Source organism: Streptomyces sp. ISL-12, from assembly GCF_018614415.1.
Taxonomy (GTDB): Bacteria; Actinomycetota; Actinomycetes; order Streptomycetales; family Streptomycetaceae; genus Streptomyces.
Genome location: NZ_JAGGOO010000029.1, coordinates 13,219 through 33,632, shown reverse-complemented (window position 1 = coordinate 33,632; position 20,414 = coordinate 13,219). Strand labels below are relative to the sequence as shown.

Sequence of the window (20,414 nt, the reverse complement as noted above, 5' to 3'; positions counted from 1 at the left end):
TCGTGGACGACCGGCCGCCTCAGCCGAACATGCCGGGCTCGTAGCTCCCGGCCGGCTGACGGACGATCACGTTGACGCGGTTGTAGGCGTTGATGACCGCGATCAGGGAGATCAGGGCGGCGAGCTGGTCCTCGTCGTAGTGCTTGGCCGCCGCGGCCCACGTCTCGTCGCTGACGCCGGTGGGCGAGTCGGCGAGGCGGGTGCCCTCCTCGGTGAGGGCCAGGGCGGCGCGCTCGGCGTCGGTGAAGACCGTGGCCTCGCGCCAGGCGGCGATCAGGTTGAGGCGGGTCGGGGTCTCGCCGGCCGCCGTGGCGTCCTTGGTGTGCATGTCGGTGCAGAAGCCGCAGCCGTTGATCTGGCTGGCGCGGATCTTCACCAGCTCCTGGGTGGTGTGCGGGAGGGACGAGTCCGTCAGGACCTTGCCCGCCCCGTTGAGGTGGCCGAAGAGCTTCCTGGAGACCGGGTTGGCGAACAGGTCGAGTCGGGCGGCGTTCATGGGTTCCTCCGGGTCGGTGTCATCGGTCGGTACACCTACATGACGGAGGGGACGCGGGGAGTGTGACAGGCCGTGTCACTTTTCCCGGGTCGCTCGGGCGAGGAGGCGGTTCAGGGCCGCCGTCGTCTCTCCGGGGCGTTCGTCCAGAAGCCAGTGGCCGGTGCCGTGCAGCATCGTGAGGTCGGCCCGGGGGATGCGGGCGGCGAGTTCGGTGGCGATGGCGGGGCTGAGGTAGGTGTCCTCGCGGCCCCAGACGATCGCGGTCGGGCAGGTGATCTCGCCGAGGCGGCGGCGCAGCCCGGGGCGGGTGGCCGTGCGGTAGTCGGCGAAGAAGTGCAGGAGCCGGCGGCGGCCCTCGGCGGTGCGCATCCAGTCGGTGTAGGTGGCGAGCGTCGCCTCGTCCAGGTGACCGGCGCGCCGGAGGGGGGTGAGGGCGAGGCGGTGGAGGGCCGCGAAGGGGAGGTGGCGGGCGACGGAGCGCAGGGCGGGGACGCGGCCGGCCAGCGTGAGGAGGGTGAAGACGGTGTACCAGGGGGTGGTGAAGGAGGAGTGGGCGCGGCTGTTGAGAAGGGCCAGGCGGCGGACCCGGGAGGGGTGGGCCTGGGTGAACCCGAGGGCGAGGAAGCCGCCGTAGTCGTGACCGAAGAGGTTGACGGAGTCGATGCCGAGGGCGTCCAGGAGGCGGCCCACGCGGGCGACCTCCGTGACGTAGTCGAAGGACAGGTGGAAGGGGTGGTCGGAGGCGCCCCAGCCGAGGAGGTCGGGGGCGATGACCCGGTGGGTGCGGGCCAGGGGCGGGATCTGGTGGCGCCAGCAGCGGTGGTTGGCGGGGTAGCCGTGCAGGAGGAGGATCGGTTCGGCATCGGGCGGGCCGGCCTGCCAGTAGGCGACGCGGGCGCCGTCGACCACGGCCGTGCGGCGCTCTCCCTCTCCCCGGTCCCACTGCCCTTCCCTGTTCGCGTTCATGTCGGTCTCCTGCGCGGGCATGCCGCCTCCTCGTCGTCGTACACGGCGTCGTCGTACGTCCTCGTACGTCGTCGTACGTCCTGGTACATGGACGCGCCGAAGGTTCAACGATCAAGGGATGCGCTGTGCACCAGTTTGTTCACTCGTACGGGTGGTTCGGCGGGGCTGTGGCAGCGCGCGGGCGGGTGGTGGGGGGCGCGTCGGCGCCGGGCGGCGGCCACCGTCGGCCCCGCGGTGTGCGGAGGGTGAACGGTGGCCGGTTTCCCGGGGAGGCGGTTCAGGCGGCAGGGGTCAGGTCCGCTCGGCCGAAGAGGAGGGCGTAACCGGGCGGGAGGCGGTCCAGGATGCGGGTGGTCAGGTCGTCGCCGATCAGGGGCGGCAGGACGCTGAGCACGGAGCTGACGTCCCAGCGGGCGGTGGCCGGGGTCGCGCCCTCGATGCGCGCGGCGACCGAGTCGACGAACTCGGCGGCGGTCAGCGGGCGGGTGGCCGGGATCTGCGAGGCGACCACTCTGGCGGCCTCCTCCGGCAGGGCCCGGGCCAGGTCGACCCGTTCGTCGCCGACGACGTGGCCGCCGAGGGCGGAGAGGACGATGCGGGTGACGCGTTCCGCCTCCGGCCGGGTCGGGTAGCGGCCGGCCTCGCGTACCTCCTCGACCAGGTCGGCCCAGGCGGGGCGGGACGACGGGGGTACGGTCACCGCCGGGGTCGAGGCCGTCGGGGCCGGGGCCGGGGCCGGGGCCGGGGTCGTGCTCGGCATCGTCGTCACGGTCATGTGGGGGCTTCTCCTCCGTTTCGGGCGGGTGCGGGGTCGGCGAGGGGCGTCCCGCGGGGCCGCCAGGAATCGGATGCCCGCAGGACGCCGCGTGAGTCGTCAGCCGCTGATCTGCTTGCGGTCGCCGCCGCCTGTGATCTGGATGCGGCGCGGCTTGGCCTGCTCGGCGACCGGGATGCGCAGGGTGAGGACGCCCGCGTCGTACGAGGCGTCGATGCGCTCCGTGTCGAGGGTCTCGCCGAGGAACAGCTGACGGGTGAAGGTGCCGGTGGGCCGCTCGGCGACGACGGTCTCGGCGCCCTCGGGGGCGGGGGACCTGCGCTCGGCGCGGACGTTGAGGACGTTGCGTTCGACGTCCAGCTCGATCGACTCGGGGTCGATGCCGGGGAGGTCGAAGTGGACGATGAAGTCGTCACCGGACCGGTAGGCGTCCATCGGCATCGCCGACGGGCGGGCGGTGGTGTTGAAGACCTGCTGGGTGAGCCGGTCCAGTTCGCGGAACGGGTCCGTGCGCATGAGCATCACAGTTCTCTCCTCTCCACAGGGTCTGTGCGATGCCCTCGGTACGTCTTCTTATATAGCTCGCGGGAGGAAAGTTGACAAGCCTGGGCTCAGGTATGGGGATTGTCGCAGGTTGTCGCTGGTGAGGGTTAGCCTCGGGGCATGACTCCAAGGATTCCCAGTGCTCTGGTCGCCGCCGGCGGACTCGTCGGCGGGTACGGCGTCGCCCGCTGGACCAAGAAGCGTCAGCTCGGGGGCGTCGTGCTCGCCGCCGCCGGGACGGTCGCTGCGGCGCAGTGGCGGCAGCGGGCGGGCGGCAAGGCGGCGGGGGCGCTCGGCGCCGCGTACGTCGCGGCGTTCGCCGGGTCGCACCCGCTGGCCAAGAAGGTCGGCGCCTGGCCGTCGGTGTGCGGCGTCGCGGGCGCGGTCGCGCTGGCGTCCTGGGCGGTGGCCGACCGGCGGGGCTGAGCCTCGCCCCCGCGCTTCCCGCGCACGTCCTTCCCCGCGTACGCCACACACCTGCGTACGCACACCCGCGTGACCCACGTACGCCCTACACCGCCGCCGCTCCGGACGCCCCAGGCGACCCCGGCGACCCGGGTGTCCCCGGCGTCCCGGCCGCTGTCCGTGCCCCCGCCACCGACAGCGGCTCCGCGATGTCCTCCAGGGAGCGCCGTTCCGCCTTCACCGCGAGGAACGCGGCCACGATGCCCGCCGCGCACATCAGCCCGGCGCCGATCTGGAAGGCGAGCACCGTGTCGCCGACGACGCCGGACTCGGTGAGGTCGGCGAAGAGGATCGGGCCGCTGATGCCGCCGGCGGCGGTGCCGAGGGCGTAGAAGAAGGCGATGGCCATCGCGCGGGTCTCCATCGGGAAGACCTCGGAGACGGTCAGGTAGGCGCTGGACGCCCCGGCCGAGGCGAAGAACAGGACGACGCACCAGCAGGCCGTCATCGTCGTCGCCGTCAGCGAGCCCCGGTCGAAGAGCCAGGCGGTGCCGAAGAGGAGCACGCCCGACAGCAGGTACGTCGACGAGATCATGATCCGCCGGCCGACCGTGTCGAAGAGCTTGCCCAGCAGCAGCGGGCCGAGGAAGTTGCCCGCGGCGATGACGGCGAAGTAGTAGCCGGTCCGGCCGGTCGGCACGTCGAAGAAGGTGATGAGGATGGTGCCGAAGCCGAAGGTGATGGCGTTGTAGAGGAACGCCTGGCCGATGAAGAGGGAGAGGCCGAGGACCGCGCGGCGCGGGTACTTGCCGAAGACCGTCCTGGCGATCAGGCCGAAGCCGATGCTCTTGCGCTGGTGGATGGTGATCTCGCCGGCCGGGGGCGGCAGCTTCTCGCCCTTCTCCCGCTCGATCTCCTTCTCGACGGAGGTCACCAGGCCGTCGGCCTGCTCGCCGTACCCGTGGATGAACTGCCAGCGCGGGCTCTCCGGTACGTGCCGCCGTACCAGCAGGATGACCAGGCCCAGGACGACGCCGAGGGCGAAGCTCAGCCGCCAGCCGAGGTCCTTGGGGAAGATCGCGGTGTCCAGCATGACGATGGACAGCAGGGAGCCGCCGATCGCGCCGAGCCAGTAGCTGCCGTTGATGATGAGGTCGACCCGGCCCCGGTACTGGGAGGGGATCAGCTCGTCGATCGCGGAGTTGATGGCCGCGTACTCGCCGCCGATGCCGAACCCGGTGAGGAACCGGAAGAGGAAGAACCACCAGGTCTCGAAGGACAGCGCGGTCAGCGCGGTCGCCGCCAGGTAGACCACCAGGGTCGCCATGAAGAGCTTCTTGCGGCCGTAGCGGTCGGTCAGCCAGCCGAAGAACAGGGCGCCGGAGCAGGCGCCCGCCACGTACAGGGCGGCGGCCATGCCGGTGATCTGCGCGGCGCTGATGTCCAGGCCGCTGCCTTCCTCGGCGATCCGGCCGGCCACGTTGCCGACGATCGTGACCTCCAGGCCGTCCAGGATCCAGACGGTGCCGAGGCCGATCACGATCATCCAGTGCCAGCGGGACCAGGGCAGCCGGTCCAGGCGGGCCGGGACGGCCGTGGTGACGGTTCCGGTGGAGGCGGGCACCGGGGCCGGCGACGAATCTGCTGTCATGGGCTCCCTCTCCGTCGAGCGACGCCTCCCTTGTGCCCTGGTCCTTCGAAGTCACGCCGGGGAGTCACGCCGGGAGGTCACGCCCCCAGCATGCGCGAGACCGTGTAGATCAGCAGCCCGGCGAGCGAGCCGACCACCGTGCCGTTGATGCGGATGAACTGGAGGTCGCGGCCGATGTTGGCCTCGATCTTCTTGGTGGTGTGCTCGGCGTCCCAGCTCGCGACCGTGTCGGTGATCAGGGAGGTGATCTCCCGGCGGTAGGTGGTCACGACGTAGACGGCGGCGCCCTCCACCCACTGGTCGACCTTGCCCTGGACCTTGGTGTCGGAGGCCATCCGGGCGCCCAGCGACAGCAGCGAGGCACGGACCCTGAGGCGCAGTTCGCTGCGCTCGTCCTCGGCCGCCGAAACGATCATGGATCGTACGGCCGTCCAGGCGGACGCGATCAGGTCCTGGACCTCGCCGCGGCCCAGTACGTCCGTCTTCAGCCGCTCCACCCGGGCCCGGGTCTCGGTGTCGGACTGGAGGTCGGCGGCGAAGTCGGTGAGGAAGCGGTCCAGGGCGCCGCGCGCCGGGTGGGCGGGCATGTCGCGCATCTCGGTGACGAAACGCAGCAGCTCCTTGTAGACGCGCTCGCCGACCCGCTTGTCGACGAACCGGGGCGTCCAGCCGGGCGCCCCGCCCTGTACGGCGTCCATCACCGAGTCGCCGTGCAGGACCAGCCAGTCGTGGGCGCGGGTGACGATCAGGTCGACGGCCCTGCGGTGGCCGCCGTCGGCGACGACCCGGTCCAGCATCTTGCCGATGCCGGGCGCGATCTCCTGGGCGTCGGCCCGGCGGGTGATGGCCTCGCCGACCACCGCCTGGACGTCGGAGTCGCGCAGCACGGTCAGGGCGCCGCGCAGCGCGGCGGACAGCTCGGCGGTGACCCGGTCGGCGTGCTCGGGGACGGCGAGCCAGGCGCCGAGCCGGGAGCCGATGCCGACGGCGCGCAGCCGCTGCCGTACGACGTCCTCGGAGAGGAAGTTCTCGCCGACGAACTCCCCGAGGGAGACGCCGAGCTGGTCCTTCTTCTTCGGGATGATCGCGGTGTGCGGGATGGGCAGGCCGAGGGGGTGGCGGAAGAGGGCGGTCACCGCGAACCAGTCGGCCAGCGCGCCGACCATGCCGGCCTCGGCGGCGGCGGAGACATAGCCGGCCCAGGCGCCGGCGCCGTGGTGGGAGGCCCATTCGGCGAGGACGTAGACCAGGGCGACGAACAGCAGCAGGCCGGTGGCGGTGAGCTTCATGCGGCGCACGCCGCGCCGCTTCTCCTCGTCGGCGGGGCTGAACGTCGTCATGGCGCGGCCGGGTGTCGGGACACGGTCGGGTGTCGGGGCGCGATCGGGCTCCGTGGCGCGACCGGGCGTCGTCGCGCCGTTCGGCGGCGTGGCGGGGTCGGGCGCCGTGGCGGGGTCGGGTTCCCCCGCGCGATCGGGTGCCGTGGCTCGGTCGGGTGCCGTGGCGCGACCGGGCGTCGTCGCGCCGTTCGGCGGCGTGGCTCGGTTCGGCGGCGTGGCGGGGTCGGGCGCCGTGGCGGGGTCAGGCGCCGTGGCGGGGTCAGGTTCCCCCGCGCGATCGGGCGTCGTCGCGCCGTTCGGCGGCGTGGCGGGGTCCGGCGCCGTGGCGGGGTCGGGCGCCGTGGCGGGGTCGGGCGCCGTGGCGGGGTCAGGTTCCCCCGCGCGATCGGGTGCCGGCGCGCGATCGGGTGCCGGCGCGCGGTCGGCTCTCGTCGCGCCGTTCGCCGGAGCGTCGGGGCGGGCGGGCCGGCCCTCGGCCGTGCCCTCGCCCTCGCCGTCGCCCTCGTCCGCGCCCTCCGGCCGTCCCGTGTTCGTCCGTTCCATCCGCTCCGCTCCACCCGTTCGGTGATCCCTCACACATTGTCCCTTCCTGACCGACTCCCGGAACGGAACACAAGTTCCCGGCGTCTGTCCGGAGGGGGACGGCGGCGGGGCCCCGTCCGCGCCCCCGACCCCATGCCGCATCATGGGATCGTCGGACCGGAGCCCCGGGCTCCCCTCTCCCGAGGAGAACAGCACCACATGACCCGCGGTCATGACGGGGGCCCGGACACGCCCCCGCTGCCCCCGGTACCCCCGGTACCCCCAGCACCCTCCGCCCAGCCCACCCGGCGCCCCGCCCAGCAGCGCGCCCTGCTCGCCGCCGTCCTCGCGTCGATACTCGCCCTGGCCGTCGCCATATACGTCGGGGTCGCGGCCGACGACGCCACCGGGAACCGCGCCTCGCGCGCCGCGGGCCACGCCCCGCCCGGCGCCGCCGCGCCCGCCTCCACCGGCGCCTGGGTCGGCGCCTGGTCCGCCTCCCCCTCCGGCGCCGAACCGGGCACCCGGGCCACCGGGCTGGCCGGCCGCTCGGTGCGCAACGTCGTGCACACGGCCGTCGGCGGCACCAGCGCCCGCGTCACCCTGTCCAACCTCTACGGCGTCACCCCGCTGACCATCAGCCACGCCTCCCTCGCCCTGGCCGACGGCGCCGGCACCGCCGCCGCGGCCGACGGCACCATGCGGCGGCTGACCTTCGACGGCGCCACCCGGGTCGTCATCCCGGCCGGCGACCAGGTGATGAGCGACGCCGTACGGCTCACCGTCCCCTACGGCGCCGACGTCCTGGTCACCACCTACTCCCCCACCCCGTCCGGTCCGGTCACCTACCACTCGCAGGCCCGGCAGACCAGCTACCTGGCCCCCGGCGACCGCGCCGAGGACACCACCGGCACCGGCTACACCCCGACCCCGTACTGGCGCTACCTGAGCGCCCTCGACCTGCTCAGCAACGAGGCCGAGGGCACCGTCGTGGCGATCGGCGACTCCATCACCGACGGCGCCACCTCCACCCCCGACGCCAACCGGCGGTGGACCGACGTGCTGGCCGCGCGGCTGCGCACGGCGGCCGAGGAGGGGCGGGACGTGCCGCGCTACAGCGTCGTCAACCAGGGCATCAGCGGCAACCGCGTACTGACCGGCGGCGTGGGCACCCCGCCGGACAACCCGAGCGCGCTGGACCGGTTCGACCGGGACGTACTGGGCCGGACGGGCGTCCGGGTCGTCGTGATCGACCTCGGCGTCAACGACATCCTGCGCGACCCCGGCGTCACCGACCCGGACCTCATCCTCGACGGCCTGCGCGCCCTGGTCGAGCGGGCCCACGCCCGCGGGCTGAAGGTGATCGGCGCGACCCTGATGCCGTTCGGCGGCCACCGCGGCTACAGCGACGTCCGCGAGGGGGTACGGCAGGACATCAACGCCGCGATCCGCGCCGGCGAGGTGTTCGACGCGGTCGCCGACTTCGACAAGGCGCTGCGCGACCCGTACGACCCGCGCCGGCTGCGCCCCGACTACGACTGCGGCGACAACCTCCACCCCAGCGACCGGGGGTACGAGCGGATGGCCGAGGCCCTCGACCTGGACGACCTGGAGGGGGCGGCACCGGCCCAGCTGTGAGGACACCGGGCCCCGGCCCGGCTCAGTCCCCCCTGCTCAGTCCCCCCTGCTCAGTCCCCCGGCGCGGGCGGCGCTCCCGGTGCTGGTCGCGGTGGTCCCGGTGGGCGTCCAGCATCCGCCGGTGGGCGTCCAGCACGTCGTCGCGCAACGAGGCGTTCAGCTCCCTCCTCGCCTCCTTGCGCTCCAGCCGCTCCTGGCGCCGCTCCTCCTTCAGCCGCTGCCGCTCCGCCCGGGTCGGCTTGCGCTCCACGCCGACCCCGCCCCAGAAGGCGAAGCCGGTGACGATCACTCGCGGGGCGCCCGGGTCGCCCGGCACGCCCTCCTCACGGTGGTCGAAGCCGCCCATGACGCCGATGCCGCGGACGATCACCTCGACGCCGGGCGGCACGACCACGTTCATCCCGCCCATCACCGCCACGCAGTTGATCACGACCTCGCGGTCCGCGAAGTCCGCCTCGCGCAGGTCGATCTCCCCACCGCCCCAGAACGCGAAGGAGTTGAACCGCTTCGGCACCCGCCAGCGCCCCTTGCGCTGGAAGCCGGACATCACGGCGACGGCCCACGTCGAGGTCGCCTCCCCGCCGGTGATCCGCCCCGCCCAGCTCCCCGCCCCGGCCGGTTCCTTGGTCATCGACACCTTCGGCGCCGGCGCCGCCGTACCGCCCGGCAGGTCCTTGGTGATCGGGGCCAGCTCACCGTAGGTGCGGGCCGCGTACGTGGCGTCCAGCCGCTCCTCGAACTCCGCCATGTCCAGCCGCCCCTCCGCGAGGGCGTCCCGCAGGACCTCGGCGACTCGCTCACGGTCGGCGTCGGATGCCCGGAGGTCCGGGGCGTCGTCGGTCATGTACAGCAGCCTACGAGTTCACCGCGCCCGGCACTATGCCCAACGTGCCGCCCCCGCGCACCCGCTCACGCGCTCGCCCGCTCCGCGTACATCCGGGCGATCACCGCCTCGATGTCGGGCTCCCGCACCGACAGGTCGACCAGCGGATAGGCGGCGGCGACCCGCGCCACCAGCTCGGCCGCCGACGCCGACGCCGGGAAGGCCAGCCACTGCCGGGGCCCCTCCACCCGTACCACCCGCGCGGGCGCGGGCACCTCGATCGGGGGCAGCTCGCGCGCCAGGTCCACCACCAGGGTCCGTTCGCTCTCCCCCGCCTCGTGCAGCCCGGCCAGCGGACCGTCGTACATCAGCCGGCCGTGGTCGATCACCATCACCCGGGAGCAGAGCTGCTCGATGTCGGTCAGGTCGTGCGTGGTCAGCAGCACCGTGGTGCCGCGCTCGGCGTTCAGCTCGCGCAGGAAGCCGCGCACCTTGGCCTTGGAGACCACGTCCAGGCCGATGGTCGGCTCGTCGAGGTAGAGGACCTCCGGGTCGTGCAGCAGGGCCGCCGCGATGTCGCCGCGCATCCGCTGGCCCAGCGACAGCTGGCGGACCGGCACGTCCAGCAGGGCGCCCAGTCCGAGGAGTTCGACGCAGCGGTCGAGGTTGGCGCGGTAGCGGGCGTCAGGGATGCGGTACATGCGGTGCGCCAGCCGGTAGGAGTCGATCAGCGGCAGGTCCCACCACAGCGTCGTGCGCTGCCCGAAGACGACGCCGATACGGCGGGCCAGGCGGGTGCGCTCCCGGGACGGGTCGATGCCGGCCACCCGGAGCGTGCCGCCGCTGGGCGTCAGGATGCCGGTGAGCATCTTGATCGTGGTCGACTTCCCGGCGCCGTTCGGCCCGATGTAGCCCACCATCTCGCCGCGCGCCACGGTGAACGACAGCCCGTCCACCGCCCGCACCCGACGCCGCTCCCGGCGCAGGAACCCGGTCCTCCTGCGTACGTCGAAGACCTTCTCCACGCCGTCGAGATGGATGAAGCGGTCGCCCGCCGATGCCGTCACCGTCAACTCCCCGTACTCCGGTAGGAACGCAGCCCCGCCCGCCACGCCAGCCCCGCCAGCGCACAGCAGCCCGCCGCCACCAGCGGCGACGCGAACGCCGTCCAGCCCGGCAGCCCCAGCGGATACGGCCGCCCCAGCACATACGACGCCGGCACCCAGTTCACGAAGGCCAGCGGCAGCACGAACGTCACCCCGCGCACCAGCTCCTGCGCGAACAACGCCGGCGGGTACTGCAACAGCGTCGTCCCCCCGTAGGTGAACGCGTTCTGCACCTCGGAGGCGTCCTGCGCCAGGAACTGGAACGCCGCCCCCGCCACGAACACCGCGCAGAAGATCGCCCCTCCGGCGGCCACCATCACCGGCATCAGCACCACCTTCGCCGGCGTCCACGCCACGTCCAGCGCGGACACCGCGAAGCCCAGCACCAGCGCCCCCTGGATCACCCGGCCCACCCGGCGCAGGGCGAACCGGTCCGCCGCCACCTGCGCCAGCACCGGCGCCGGACGCACCAGCAGCAGGTCCAGCGTGCCGTCCCGGACCCGCCGGCCCAGCCGCTCCATCGACCCGATCGCCAGGTCCGCCAGCCCGAAGGCGACAGCGGACAGCCCGTACAGGAACGCGACCTCGGGCAGCGACCAGCCGCCCAGCGCGTCCACCCGGGAGAACATCAGCAGCACCGCGACGAAGTCCAGCCCGCTGGTCACGAAACTCGCCGCCGTGGTGATCAGGAACGACACCCGGTAGGCCATCGTCGACCTGATCCACATCGCGGCGATCATCCCGTAGGCGCGCGGCCCGCCGACCCCGCGGCCCTCGTCCGGCAGCGGCCCGCCGGCGCCGCCCCGGTCGTGCCACCTGCCGTCACCCACCCTGCACCACCACCCTGCGCGTGGCCGCCGACCACACCAGCCGCCCGGCCGCCGCCAGCGCCACCGCCCAGCCCGCCTGGAAGGCGAACGTGCCCCACGGATCGGCCTCCCCCAGCAGCACGTCCGCCGGCGCCTGCAACAGCGCCGACCACGGCAGCAGCCGCACCACCTCGCCGAGCGCCCCCGGGAACACGTTCAGCGGCAGCAGCATCCCCGAGCAGAAGAACCCGGCGATCCACGCCGTCTGCTGCACCCCCGTACCGTCCAGCAGCCAGAACGCCGACAGCGCCACCAGGAACCGGATGCCGTAGCTCACCAGCGTCCCCAGCACCACCGCCACCAGGAACGCCGCCCACGTCCCCGCGTCCGACGGCAGGTGGGCCGGGAAGAACAGCGCCCCGAACGCGAACGGCACCACCCCGCGCCCCGCCAGCTGGAACAGGCACCGGCCCAGGTCCGCCGCCAGCCACCACAGCTGGAAGTCGACCGGCCGGTACAGATCGATGGCGATGTCACCCGAACGGATGCGCTCGGTCAGCTCGCCCTCCACGCCGCCGCCCCCGAGCGCCAGCGCCGCCAGCAGCGCCTGCCCCACCCACACGAAGGTGACCGCCTGCGCCTGGTCGTACCCGCCCAGCGACGGCCGCTCGTCCCACAGCGCCAGGTACGTGTAGACCAGGATCAGCCCGAACACCGTGTTGGTGAACACCCCGGCCGCGGTGGCCGCCCGGTACGTCGCGTACCGGCGGAACCCGCCCGCGACGACCGCCGCGTACACCCGCCACGCGCCCACGCCCACCTCCGACCTCCTCCCGGCACCGAAGCGCAGGAGCCTAGTACCGGCCGAAGGAGGCATGCCACGGGTTTTCCGCAGGCCGGTGCGGAGGGAACTGAACGACGGATGCGACAGTCTTGTTCACAGGGGTCACAGGAGTCCCCTCTGCGCGCGCATCACGCCGAAGCCGTACGGACCCCACGTACGGCGCACCGCACGCACCGCACGCACTGCACCCCAGGAGCCATACGCACACCATGAGCGACGAGCCGCAGCCGAAACAGCCGGCCCCGGGCCGGTCCGCCCGCAGCCAGGACACCACCGCCCCCTCGGGCGGCAAGCCGAAGCGCCCGGAGCGCACCGGCTGGCGCCGGATCGTCCCCACCTGGCGCCTGACGCTCGGCACCGTGCTGATCGCCGCCGTGCTGCTGGTCGGCGGCTTCTTCCTCGGCTACTCGCTGGTCAAGATCCCCTCCGCCAACGCCCTGGCGACCCAGCAGAGCAACGTCTACCTCTACGCCGACGGCACCGTCCTCGCCCGCGACGGCGAGGTCAACCGGGAGAACGTCGGCCTGGACGCCATCTCGAAGGACGCCCAGCACGCCGTCCTCGCCGCCGAGGACCGCGACTTCTACACCGAGTCCGCGATCGACCCCCAGGCCATGATCCGGGCCGGCTGGAACACCGTCACCGGCAAGGGCAAGCAGTCCGGCTCCACCATCACCCAGCAGTACGTGAAGAACTACTACCTCGCCCAGGAACAGACGGTCACCCGCAAGGCCAAGGAGTTCTTCATCTCCATCAAGCTCGACCGGGAGAAGAGCAAGAACGACATCCTGGAGGGCTACCTCAACACCAGCTTCTTCGGCCGCGGCGCCTACGGCATCCAGGCCGCCGCCCAGGCCTACTACGGCACCGACGCCACCGACCTCACCGCCGCCCAGGGCGCCTACCTCGCCTCGCTGCTGAACGCCCCCAGCCAGTACGACGTCGTCGCCCACCCCGAGAACAAGGGCGCCGCGACCGCCCGCTGGAACTACGTCCTGGACGGCATGGTCGACCAGGGCTGGCTCGACGCCGCCGAACGCGCGGAGCTGACGTTCCCGATGCCGAAGGAGACGACCACCTCCACCGGCATGTCCGGACAGCGCGGCTACGTCGTCGGCATCGTCAAGGACTACCTCGTCGAGCACGGCATCGTCGGCGAGGAAGACCTCGACCGCGGCGGCTACCGCATCACCACCACCCTGGAGAAGGACAAGCAGGACGCCTTCGTCGAGGCCGTCGACGACAAGCTGATGTCCCAGCTCGACAAGGAGAACCGCGAGGTCGACACGTACGTCCGGGCCGGTGGCGCCTCCGTCGACCCGAAGACCGGCAAGGTCGTGGCGATGTACAACGGCATCGACTACGTCAAGCAGTACACACCCAACGCCACCCGCCGCGACTTCCAGGTCGGCTCCACCTTCAAGCCGTTCGTCCTCGCCTCCGCCGTCCAGAACTCCTCCGTGACCCAGGACGGCCGCCGCATCACCCCCAACACCGTCTACGACGGCACCAACAAGCGCGCCGTCCAGGGCTGGGACGGCGGCCACTACGCCCCCGAGAACGAGGACCAGACCTCCTACGGGCAGATCACCGTCCGCGAGGCCACCGACAAGTCGGTCAACGCCGTCTACGCGCAGATGGCCGTCGACGTCGGCTCCGACAAGGTCAAGGAGACCGCCGTCGACCTCGGACTGCCGCAGGCCACCCCCGACCTGGTCGAGAGCCCCTCCATCGCGCTCGGCGTCGCCCAGGCCAGCGTCCTGGACATGGCCGAGGCCTACGCCACCCTCGCCAACCACGGCAAGCACGGCACGTACACCCTGGTCGTGAAGGTCGTGAAGGACGGCGACCAGGAACTGAAGCTCCCCGAGCGCAAGGAACGGCAGGTCATCAGCCGCGAGGCCGCCGACACCACCACCTCCGTGCTGCGCAGCGTCGTCCAGAAGGGCACCGCCACCGCCGCCCAGGCCGCGGGCCGCCCCGCCGCCGGCAAGACCGGCACCGCCGAGGAGGACACCGCCGCCTGGTTCGCCGGGTACACCCCGGAACTGGCCACCGTCGTCGCCGTCATGGGCCAGGACCCGGAGACCGCCGCCCACAAGCCGCTCTACGGCGCCACCGGCCTCGCCCGCATCAACGGCGGCGGCGCCCCCGCGGAGATCTGGGGCCAGTACACCCGCCAGGCCCTGGAGGGCGAACCGGTCGGCAGCTTCGACCTGCGCCTGCAGCGCGGCGCCTCCGAGAGCGAGGCCCCCTCCACCGGCCCGTCGGCCTCCTCCACCGGCACCGGCGGGCCCGACGGCGACGACGAGGCGAGCCCGGACGCGTCGCGGAGCAGCGGCCGGACCCCCGGTGCCACCCAGCAGGTCACCCCGCCCGGCACCGGCGACACCGGCACCACCCCCGGCGACGACAGCACCGGCGGCGAGACGGCCGGCACCGGCACCGACCCCGGCGGGGACGACGGCACCGGCGGCGACACCGGGACCGGCGACGACGCGCCGCCCGGCAGCGGCGAGGGCACGGACGACGGCACCGGGGGCGACGACGACTCGGACTGGCCGTTCCCCGACAGCTCCGACACCACCGGTCAATGAGGCCAGTGAGTCAGGGAGCCAGTGAGGCCAGTGAGTCAGGGAGCCAGTGAGGTCAGGGAGCCAGTGAGGCCGGGGAGCCAGTGAGGCCGGGGAGCCAGTGAGGTCAGTGCCCGGAGGTCGCCTTCAGCCCCACGACGGCCACCAGCAGCAGACAGACGAAGAAGATCCGGGCGGCGGTCACCGGCTCACCCAGCACGACCATGCCGAGCACCGCCGCACCGGCCGCCCCGATCCCGACCCACACGCCGTAGGCCGTACCGATCGGCAGCGACCGGGCCGCGTAGGACAGCAGCAGCATGCTGGCGACGATCCCGGCGCCGGTGAACAGGGACGGGACGAGACGGGTGAAGCCGTCCGTGTACTTCATCCCGACCGACCAGCCGACCTCCAGCAGACCGGCGACGATCAACAGAACCCAGGCCATGACGGCACCTCCGAAAACGTACTGAACGGTGGTGCGTCGTCTTTGCGTGACCCGGTACGGCGCGTCTCGTCGGGTGGCTTCCGAAGGTAGCAAAGCACACGGGAAAGGGCTGGTGACCACGGTCACCAGCCCTTTCCGTGTGTTCGGCGCGCGGTCAGAGATACAGCCCGGTGGAGTCCTCCGACCCCTCGAACCGGTCCGCCGCGACGGCGTGCAGGTCCCGCTCGCGCATCAGCACGTAGCCGACCCCCCGCACCTCGACCTCGGCCCGGTCCTCGGGGTCGTAGAGCACCCGGTCCCCAGGCTCCACCGTCCGGACGTTCTGCCCGACGGCGACGACCTCGGCCCAGGCCAGCCGCTTGCCGACCGCCGCAGTGGCGGGAATCAGGATGCCGCCCCCGGAACGCCGCTCGCCCTCGCTGGTGTCCTGCCGCACGAGTACCCGGTCGTGCAGCATGCGGATGGGCAGCTTGTCGTCCTGGGTGCTGGGATCGTTTCTCTTGACGCTCACGGCCCCGAACCTACCTGCTCCGCCTCAGCGCCCGCGCCGCCGGGTCCCGAGGGCCACCAGGCCCACCACCCCGACGGCGACGAGCGCCACGGGCACGATCCGCTCCAGCCGGGGCGAACCGTCCTCGTTCACGAACCGGCCCTTCACCTCGCTCACGGCGCGGTTGACCTGGACGTACGCCCGCCCGAGCGTGTGGTCGATGTTCGACGCGACCTTGGCCTTCGCGTCACCCATGATCGTCTTCGGGTGCACCCGCACCCCGATCTCGTCGAGCGTCTCGGCCAGCACCTCGCGGCGGCGCTTGATGTCCGCCTCGATCTGCGCCGGGGTTCTCGTGTCCGACGTGTCCGCCACCGTACGGCCTCCGATGTGATGCTGATGTCGTGCTGTTCCGGACAGTCTGTCAGCTCCGCGCCTCGCCGCACTGTCAGCACCCCCGGTTACTCTGTCCCGATGAGCGAGCGACTCCAGCCCGGGGACGTGGCCCCCGCCTTCACCCTCCAGGACGCCGACGGCAACGAGGTGTCCCTGGCCGACCACAAGGGCCGCAAGGTCATCGTCTACTTCTACCCCGCAGCCCTTACCCCCGGCTGCACGAAGCAGGCGTGCGACTTCACGGACAACCTCGACCTGCTGGCCGGCGCCGGCTACGACGTGCTCGGCATCTCCCCCGACCAGCCGGAGAAGCTGGCCAAGTTCCGCGACACGGAATCCCTGAAGGTCACCCTCCTCGCCGACCCGGACAAGTCCGTCCTGGAGGCGTACGGCGCCTTCGGCGAGAAGAAGAACTACGGCAAGACGTACATGGGCGTCATCCGCTCCACGATCGTGGTGGACGCGGAGGGCAAGGTCGAACGGGCCCTGTACAACGTCCGCGCGACGGGCCACGTAGCCAAGATCATCAAGGATCTGGGCATCTGAGACACCACCCCGAGGGGCCGTACCGGGACACCACCCCGGAACGGTCCCTTCCGCATATCGCGCGTGACTGTCCGATAACCGGTTCGTTACTCCGTACGAGGCCGCGAACAGACGGCCGGGAAGCGGAGGGGGTGGCCCGATGGGGACCAGTGCGTACACGCGGGAGCGGCTGGAGGAGGCGGCTCGGGGGGCGCGGACGCTCACGGAGGCGTCGGGGCGGTTGGGGGTGGACCCGAAAAGCTCGACACGGTCGTATGTGCTGGTCCGGATGAGAAAGCTCGGGGTGGACACCTCCCACTTCGAGCGGGAGGGGGTGAAGTGGACCCGGGAGATCCTCCAGGAGGCGGTGTCCGCGTCGACGACCATGGTCGAGGTACTGCGCCGGCTCGGCCTGGACGCCGTCGGCGGCCACCACACCCACATCAGCCGCCGGATCAAGGCGTACGGCATCGACGTGTCGCACTTCCGGGTGCCGTCCCGGCGTGGAGAGCGGCGCCGTCCTCGTACACCGGAAGCGCTGCTCGTCCAGCAGCCGCCGGATCACGCCCGCCGCGTCCACAGCGATCGCCTCAGATGGGCGATGACGGCACTCGGCGTGCCGGAGCAGTGCGCCCTCTGCGGCATCCCGCCGGTCTGGCGCGGCCGTCCCCTGCCCTTGGAGGTCGATCACCTCGACGGCGACTGGCGGGACAACCGCCTCGCCAACCTGCGCTTCCTGTGCCCCAACTGCCACTCGGCGACGGACACCTACCGGGGCCGGGGCAAGGGACGGACCTCGTGACCACCGGCACGCGGTACACCCGTGAGCGCCTGGCCGAAGCCGCCGCCCGGTGCTCCGACATCGATGAGGTCATCGCCTTCTTCGGCACGCGGCCCTACGCGACCTTGCGGCGCTATCTCACGCGCCGCTTCGCACACTTCGGCATCGACATCACGCACTTCAGGCCGCGCGGCAAGCGAGCCCGCCCCTCATCCGGCGAACTGCGCGCCGCAGTCGGCTCGGCGACGTCCGTCGCGGAGGCACTCCGCCGTCTGGAGCGCCCGGACAACGGCACGCAACGCACGCTGCTACGTCAGTGGATCACCGAAGAAGGCCTCACCACCGCGCACTTCCTGGGGCAGGCTCACCAGCGGGGGACGTCACGGCCGGAACTGGCCAGGCAGCCGGAGGACATCCTGGTCCTGCGGGACGACGGTCACCGGACGCGGACCGGACCGCTCCGCCGGGCACTCCGCGAGATCGGCGTTCCCGAGCAGTGCGCCGAGTGCGGCATCGGTCCCGAGTGGTTCGGCAAACCCATGACGTTGGAGGTCGATCACGTCAACGGGGACCGGAGCGACAACCGACGCGAGAATCTGCGGCTGTTGTGTCCCAACTGTCATGCCTCCACGGACACCTGGTGCCGAGGGGGTAGGCGGAAGGCCACTCCTGGCCGGTAGCATTGCGGCCGGGCGGCCGTGGCGGAATTGGCCTACGCGCAACACTTAGGATGTTGTGGGAGAAATCCCTTGAGGGTTCGAGTCCCTCCGGCCGCACACCTTAGAAACGAAGGCCCACCTGGAGGAGTCAGGTGGGCCTTCGCCCTTAGCCCAGCAACTCCCGCACCACCGGCACCAGCCCCCGGAACGCCTTCCCCCGATGGCTGATCGCGTTCTTCTCGGCGGCCGTCAGTTCCGCGCAGGTGCGGGTCTCGCCCTCCGGCTGGAGGATCGGGTCGTAGCCGAAGCCGCCCGTGCCGGACGGGGAGCGGCGCAGGACGCCCATCAGCTTGCCCTCGACGACGCGTTCCGTGCCGTCGGGGAGGGCGAGGGCCGCCGCGCAGGCGAAGTACGCGCCGCGGTGTTCGTCCGCGATGTCGGAGAGCTGGGCGAGGAGGAGATCCAGGTTGGCCCGGTCGTCGCCGTGGCGGCCGGACCAGCGGGCGGAGAAGATGCCGGGGGCGCCGTTCATGACGTCGACGCAGAGGCCGGAGTCGTCGGCGACGGCGGGCAGGCCGGTGGCCCGGGCCAGGGCGTGGGCCTTCAGCAGGGCGTTCTCCGCGAAGGTCACCCCCGTCTCCTTCACGTCCGGGATCTCGGGGTACGCGTCGGTGCCGACCAGCTCGTGGGGGAGGCCGGCCTCCCCCAGGATGGCGCGGAGTTCGGTGATCTTTCCGGCGTTGCGGGTGGCGAGGATCAGGCGGGTCATGTGCATCAGTATCGCGGTGACCCGCCGCTCCCTTCACATCCGCTCGCCTCGTGCTACGGGGTGCAGACCTTCGTCAGTTCGCCCGCCGCGTCCGTGACCGGGCTGATGTCGGGGGTCGCGTCGCCCTTCTCCACGGAGGTGCGGACGTTGTCGACGGCCTTGCCGAGGTCGTCCACGGCCTTGTTGACGTCGGCGTTGTCGGTCTTGTCGCCGAGCTTGTCGAGGTTCTTGTCGATGCTGTTCAGGGACTCCTCCAGCTGCGTCGGGTCGTTCGACGCGGCCTCGACGGCCTGCTGGAGGTCGCTGACGCTGTCGGCGATGGCGTCGGCGGTCTGGACGCAGTCCAGTGCCTTGTCGACGGCGTCGCAGCCGGTGGTCAGCCCGGCCGTCAGGCCGACGGCCACCACGGCGGCGGCGGTGGCGAGGGCGGTGCGACGACTTCGGCGTCCGGTCGTGGCCATGAGAGTACGGTCCTTCCCTGCGGACAGGGCCGGGCGGCCCTCCGTGCGGTGCTGTTGCGCCGGATGCGGGGCGGTGAGGCCCGTACATCCGTATATGTGTAGGGACGCGGGGGCGGGCGGTCCAGTTGCGTGCGCGGACCGCCGTTCTTTTCCCCGTCTTTACCTTTCGAGGACCGTGTCGAGGGCCTTGCGCTGGAGGTCGGTGAGTTCGGCGCAGCCGGCGGTGGCGAGGTCGAGGAGGGTGTTGAGCTCGTCGCGGGCGAAGGGTTCGGCCTCGGCGGTGCCCTGGACCTCGACGAAGCGGCCGTCGCCGGTGCAGACGACGTTCATGTCGGTGTCGGCGCGGACGTCCTCCTCGTAGCGGAGGTCGAGCATGGGGGTGCCGTCGATGATGCCGACGGAGACGGCGGAGACCGTGCCGGTGAGCGGCTTGCGGCTGGGGCGGATCAGCTTGTTGGCCTGGCCCCAGGTGATGGCGTCGGCCAGGGCGACGTAGGCGCCGGTGATGGCGGCGGTGCGGGTGCCGCCGTCGGCCTGGAGGACGTCGCAGTCCAGGACGATCGTCGTCTCGCCGAGGGCCTTGAAGTCGATGACGGCGCGCAGGGAGCGGCCGATGAGGCGGCTGATCTCGTGGGTGCGTCCGCCGATGCGGCCCTTGACGGACTCGCGGTCGCCGCGGGTGTTGGTGGCGCGGGGCAGCATGGCGTACTCGGCGGTGACCCAGCCCTCGCCGCTGCCCTTGCGCCAGCGCGGGACGCCTTCGGTGACGGAGGCGGTGCAGAGGACTCTGGTGTCGCCGAAGGAGACGAGGACGGAGCCCTCGGCGTGCTTGCTCCAGCCGCGTTCGATGGTGACGGGGCGGAGCTGTTCGGGCGTGCGGCCGTCGATGCGTGACATGCGGACGAGCCTAGCCGTACGGGAAGAGGGTCCCTTCCGGGGCGGGAAGGGACCCTCTTCGCACGTGAGGTGTCGGCTACATCATGTCTTCGATGTCGGCGGCGATCGGGTCCGCGTCCGTGCCGATGACGACCTGGATGGCGCTGCCCATCTTGACGACGCCGTGGGCGCCGGCGGCCTTGAGGGCGGCTTCGTCGACGAGGGAGGGGTCGTGGACCTCGGTGCGGAGGCGGGTGATGCAGCCTTCGATCTCGTCGATGTTGTCGATGCCGCCGAGTCCGGCGACGATCTTCTCAGCCTTGGTGGCCATGTTCCTTCTCCCTGGTCCGAACCGCTTTGTCGCAGTAACCCACAGTCGGCCCGTCTGCGCGAGCCCGCCGACTGGTCTACACCACCCTCCCGCGGCGACCGGCGCCGGGGTGCCGCCGTACTGACGGAATCGTGGGTTCCTTATGTCACCTTCATCGTGTTAGAACAGGTCCGCACCACTGAGTGGT

Annotated in this window: 23 protein-coding genes, 1 tRNA gene and 1 riboswitch; of the genes, 7 read left to right on the top strand and 17 right to left on the bottom strand. The window is 72.0% G+C overall.

What is annotated here, in order from left to right:
- Window positions 1-19: 19 nt before the first annotated feature.
- From J7I94_RS09360 to J7I94_RS09345, 4 genes are all read right to left on the bottom strand, one after another.
- The gene (locus J7I94_RS09360) at window positions 20-496 is read right to left on the bottom strand and encodes a carboxymuconolactone decarboxylase family protein (protein WP_215166507.1); all 477 of its coding nucleotides are present in this window, start codon (window positions 494-496) and stop codon (window positions 20-22) included.
- 75 nt (window positions 497-571) lie between these two features.
- The gene (locus J7I94_RS09355) at window positions 572-1,483 is read right to left on the bottom strand and encodes an alpha/beta fold hydrolase (protein ID WP_251074885.1); all 912 of its coding nucleotides are present in this window, start codon (window positions 1,481-1,483) and stop codon (window positions 572-574) included.
- A 256-nt stretch (window positions 1,484-1,739) separates the two neighbouring features.
- Entirely contained in the window at window positions 1,740-2,237 is a 498-nt protein-coding gene (locus J7I94_RS09350) for a DUF2267 domain-containing protein (protein WP_215166506.1), read from the bottom strand.
- Between the two features lie 99 nt (window positions 2,238-2,336).
- Complete coding sequence (locus J7I94_RS09345) at window positions 2,337-2,759, bottom strand: Hsp20/alpha crystallin family protein (protein ID WP_215166505.1); 423 nt, start codon at window positions 2,757-2,759, stop codon at window positions 2,337-2,339.
- 141 nt (window positions 2,760-2,900) lie between these two features.
- Between J7I94_RS09345 and J7I94_RS09340 the strand changes: the two genes are divergently transcribed.
- Complete coding sequence (locus J7I94_RS09340) at window positions 2,901-3,206, top strand: hypothetical protein (protein ID WP_215166504.1); 306 nt, start codon at window positions 2,901-2,903, stop codon at window positions 3,204-3,206.
- An 85-nt stretch (window positions 3,207-3,291) separates the two neighbouring features.
- Here the strand turns inward: J7I94_RS09340 and J7I94_RS09335 are convergent, their stop codons facing one another.
- Both J7I94_RS09335 and J7I94_RS09330 read right to left on the bottom strand, forming a co-directional pair.
- A complete protein-coding gene (locus J7I94_RS09335; protein ID WP_215166503.1) occupies window positions 3,292-4,836 on the bottom strand; it encodes an MFS transporter in 1,545 nt (514 codons plus the stop codon).
- Window positions 4,837-4,913: 77 nt separating this feature from the next.
- Window positions 4,914-6,176, bottom strand: coding sequence for a DUF445 domain-containing protein (locus J7I94_RS09330; RefSeq protein ID WP_215166502.1), 1,263 nt, complete (start codon window positions 6,174-6,176; stop codon window positions 4,914-4,916).
- Window positions 6,177-6,917: 741 nt separating this feature from the next.
- Between J7I94_RS09330 and J7I94_RS09325 the strand changes: the two genes are divergently transcribed.
- Window positions 6,918-8,336 (top strand): SGNH/GDSL hydrolase family protein, encoded by a 1,419-nt coding sequence (locus J7I94_RS09325; protein ID WP_215166501.1) that lies wholly within the window; start codon window positions 6,918-6,920, stop codon window positions 8,334-8,336.
- A 22-nt stretch (window positions 8,337-8,358) separates the two neighbouring features.
- Here the strand turns inward: J7I94_RS09325 and J7I94_RS09320 are convergent, their stop codons facing one another.
- From J7I94_RS09320 to J7I94_RS09305, 4 genes are all read right to left on the bottom strand, one after another.
- A complete protein-coding gene (locus J7I94_RS09320) occupies window positions 8,359-9,180 on the bottom strand; it encodes a DUF1707 domain-containing protein (protein ID WP_215166500.1) in 822 nt (273 codons plus the stop codon).
- Between the two features lie 65 nt (window positions 9,181-9,245).
- Window positions 9,246-10,232 carry an ATP-binding cassette domain-containing protein gene (locus tag J7I94_RS09315; protein WP_251074884.1) on the bottom strand — a complete coding sequence of 329 codons (987 nt, stop codon included), beginning with the start codon at window positions 10,230-10,232 and terminating at the stop codon, window positions 9,246-9,248.
- Complete coding sequence (locus tag J7I94_RS09310) at window positions 10,229-11,005, bottom strand: ABC transporter permease (protein ID WP_215166542.1); 777 nt, start codon at window positions 11,003-11,005, stop codon at window positions 10,229-10,231. Before J7I94_RS09310 ends, J7I94_RS09315 begins: the two co-directional genes overlap by 4 nt.
- 82 nt (window positions 11,006-11,087) lie before the next feature.
- The gene (locus J7I94_RS09305) at window positions 11,088-11,888 is read right to left on the bottom strand and encodes an ABC-2 family transporter protein (protein WP_308114526.1); all 801 of its coding nucleotides are present in this window, start codon (window positions 11,886-11,888) and stop codon (window positions 11,088-11,090) included.
- A gap of 239 nt (window positions 11,889-12,127) precedes the next feature.
- Between J7I94_RS09305 and J7I94_RS09300 the strand changes: the two genes are divergently transcribed.
- A complete protein-coding gene (locus tag J7I94_RS09300) occupies window positions 12,128-14,515 on the top strand; it encodes a transglycosylase domain-containing protein (protein ID WP_215166497.1) in 2,388 nt (795 codons plus the stop codon).
- Window positions 14,516-14,618: 103 nt separating this feature from the next.
- On the opposite strand, the gene J7I94_RS09295 is transcribed toward J7I94_RS09300, so the two are convergent.
- The 3 genes from J7I94_RS09295 to J7I94_RS09285 all read right to left on the bottom strand — a co-directional run bounded on the left by J7I94_RS09295 (window position 14,619) and on the right by J7I94_RS09285 (window position 15,804).
- Entirely contained in the window at window positions 14,619-14,939 is a 321-nt protein-coding gene (locus tag J7I94_RS09295; protein WP_215166496.1) for a multidrug efflux SMR transporter, read from the bottom strand.
- Between the two features lie 30 nt (window positions 14,940-14,969).
- Window positions 14,970-15,035, bottom strand: a riboswitch (guanidine-III (ykkC-III) riboswitch).
- A 58-nt stretch (window positions 15,036-15,093) separates the two neighbouring features.
- Window positions 15,094-15,450, bottom strand: coding sequence for a co-chaperone GroES (locus J7I94_RS09290; RefSeq protein WP_215166495.1), 357 nt, complete (start codon window positions 15,448-15,450; stop codon window positions 15,094-15,096).
- Between the two features lie 24 nt (window positions 15,451-15,474).
- Window positions 15,475-15,804, bottom strand: a complete 330-nt coding sequence (locus J7I94_RS09285) for a DUF3618 domain-containing protein (RefSeq protein WP_215166494.1) — start codon at window positions 15,802-15,804, stop codon at window positions 15,475-15,477.
- Window positions 15,805-15,903: 99 nt separating this feature from the next.
- Between J7I94_RS09285 and bcp the strand changes: the two genes are divergently transcribed.
- The 4 genes from bcp (at window position 15,904) to J7I94_RS09265 (ending at window position 17,907) form a co-directional block, all read left to right on the top strand.
- On the top strand, window positions 15,904-16,371 hold the full coding sequence (gene bcp, locus J7I94_RS09280) for a thioredoxin-dependent thiol peroxidase (protein ID WP_215166493.1): 468 nt from the start codon (window positions 15,904-15,906) through the stop codon (window positions 16,369-16,371).
- A gap of 139 nt (window positions 16,372-16,510) precedes the next feature.
- A complete protein-coding gene (locus tag J7I94_RS09275; protein WP_215166492.1) occupies window positions 16,511-17,152 on the top strand; it encodes an HNH endonuclease in 642 nt (213 codons plus the stop codon).
- On the top strand, window positions 17,149-17,811 hold the full coding sequence (locus tag J7I94_RS09270) for an HNH endonuclease (protein ID WP_215166491.1): 663 nt from the start codon (window positions 17,149-17,151) through the stop codon (window positions 17,809-17,811). The genes J7I94_RS09275 and J7I94_RS09270 overlap by 4 nt, the downstream gene beginning before the upstream one ends.
- Before the next feature lie 12 nt (window positions 17,812-17,823).
- Window positions 17,824-17,907: transfer RNA gene (locus tag J7I94_RS09265), tRNA-Leu, on the top strand.
- Window positions 17,908-17,956: 49 nt separating this feature from the next.
- On the opposite strand, the gene rdgB is transcribed toward J7I94_RS09265, so the two are convergent.
- The 4 genes from rdgB to J7I94_RS09245 all read right to left on the bottom strand — a co-directional run bounded on the left by rdgB (window position 17,957) and on the right by J7I94_RS09245 (window position 20,227).
- Entirely contained in the window at window positions 17,957-18,559 is a 603-nt protein-coding gene (rdgB, locus tag J7I94_RS09260; RefSeq protein ID WP_215166490.1) for an RdgB/HAM1 family non-canonical purine NTP pyrophosphatase, read from the bottom strand.
- A gap of 53 nt (window positions 18,560-18,612) precedes the next feature.
- Window positions 18,613-19,020: a hypothetical protein gene (locus tag J7I94_RS09255; RefSeq protein ID WP_215166489.1), complete on the bottom strand. Its 408-nt coding sequence runs from the start codon at window positions 19,018-19,020 to the stop codon at window positions 18,613-18,615.
- Window positions 19,021-19,179: 159 nt separating this feature from the next.
- Window positions 19,180-19,917 (bottom strand): ribonuclease PH, encoded by a 738-nt coding sequence (gene rph / locus J7I94_RS09250; RefSeq protein WP_215166488.1) that lies wholly within the window; start codon window positions 19,915-19,917, stop codon window positions 19,180-19,182.
- 76 nt (window positions 19,918-19,993) lie between these two features.
- Window positions 19,994-20,227 carry a glucose PTS transporter subunit EIIB gene (locus J7I94_RS09245; RefSeq protein ID WP_215166487.1) on the bottom strand — a complete coding sequence of 78 codons (234 nt, stop codon included), beginning with the start codon at window positions 20,225-20,227 and terminating at the stop codon, window positions 19,994-19,996.
- Window positions 20,228-20,414 lie beyond the last annotated feature (187 nt).

Coding starts and splice junctions, on each gene's coding strand:
- J7I94_RS09360 (WP_215166507.1), bottom strand. CDS start 496: ATGAACGCCGCCCGACTCGACCTGTTCGCCAACCCGGTCTCCAGGAAG.
- J7I94_RS09355 (WP_251074885.1), bottom strand. CDS start 1,483: ATGCCCGCGCAGGAGACCGACATGAACGCGAACAGGGAAGGGCAGTGG.
- J7I94_RS09350 (WP_215166506.1), bottom strand. CDS start 2,237: ATGACCGTGACGACGATGCCGAGCACGACCCCGGCCCCGGCCCCGGCC.
- J7I94_RS09345 (WP_215166505.1), bottom strand. CDS start 2,759: ATGCTCATGCGCACGGACCCGTTCCGCGAACTGGACCGGCTCACCCAG.
- J7I94_RS09340 (WP_215166504.1), top strand. CDS start 2,901: ATGACTCCAAGGATTCCCAGTGCTCTGGTCGCCGCCGGCGGACTCGTC.
- J7I94_RS09335 (WP_215166503.1), bottom strand. CDS start 4,836: ATGACAGCAGATTCGTCGCCGGCCCCGGTGCCCGCCTCCACCGGAACC.
- J7I94_RS09330 (WP_215166502.1), bottom strand. CDS start 6,176: ATGACGACGTTCAGCCCCGCCGACGAGGAGAAGCGGCGCGGCGTGCGC.
- J7I94_RS09325 (WP_215166501.1), top strand. CDS start 6,918: ATGACCCGCGGTCATGACGGGGGCCCGGACACGCCCCCGCTGCCCCCG.
- J7I94_RS09320 (WP_215166500.1), bottom strand. CDS start 9,180: ATGACCGACGACGCCCCGGACCTCCGGGCATCCGACGCCGACCGTGAG.
- J7I94_RS09310 (WP_215166542.1), bottom strand. CDS start 11,005: ATGATCGCCGCGATGTGGATCAGGTCGACGATGGCCTACCGGGTGTCG.
- J7I94_RS09300 (WP_215166497.1), top strand. CDS start 12,128: ATGAGCGACGAGCCGCAGCCGAAACAGCCGGCCCCGGGCCGGTCCGCC.
- J7I94_RS09295 (WP_215166496.1), bottom strand. CDS start 14,939: ATGGCCTGGGTTCTGTTGATCGTCGCCGGTCTGCTGGAGGTCGGCTGG.
- bcp (WP_215166493.1), top strand. CDS start 15,904: ATGAGCGAGCGACTCCAGCCCGGGGACGTGGCCCCCGCCTTCACCCTC.
- J7I94_RS09275 (WP_215166492.1), top strand. CDS start 16,511: ATGGGGACCAGTGCGTACACGCGGGAGCGGCTGGAGGAGGCGGCTCGG.
- rdgB (WP_215166490.1), bottom strand. CDS start 18,559: ATGACCCGCCTGATCCTCGCCACCCGCAACGCCGGAAAGATCACCGAA.
- J7I94_RS09255 (WP_215166489.1), bottom strand. CDS start 19,020: ATGGCCACGACCGGACGCCGAAGTCGTCGCACCGCCCTCGCCACCGCC.
- rph (WP_215166488.1), bottom strand. CDS start 19,917: ATGTCACGCATCGACGGCCGCACGCCCGAACAGCTCCGCCCCGTCACC.
- J7I94_RS09245 (WP_215166487.1), bottom strand. CDS start 20,227: ATGGCCACCAAGGCTGAGAAGATCGTCGCCGGACTCGGCGGCATCGAC.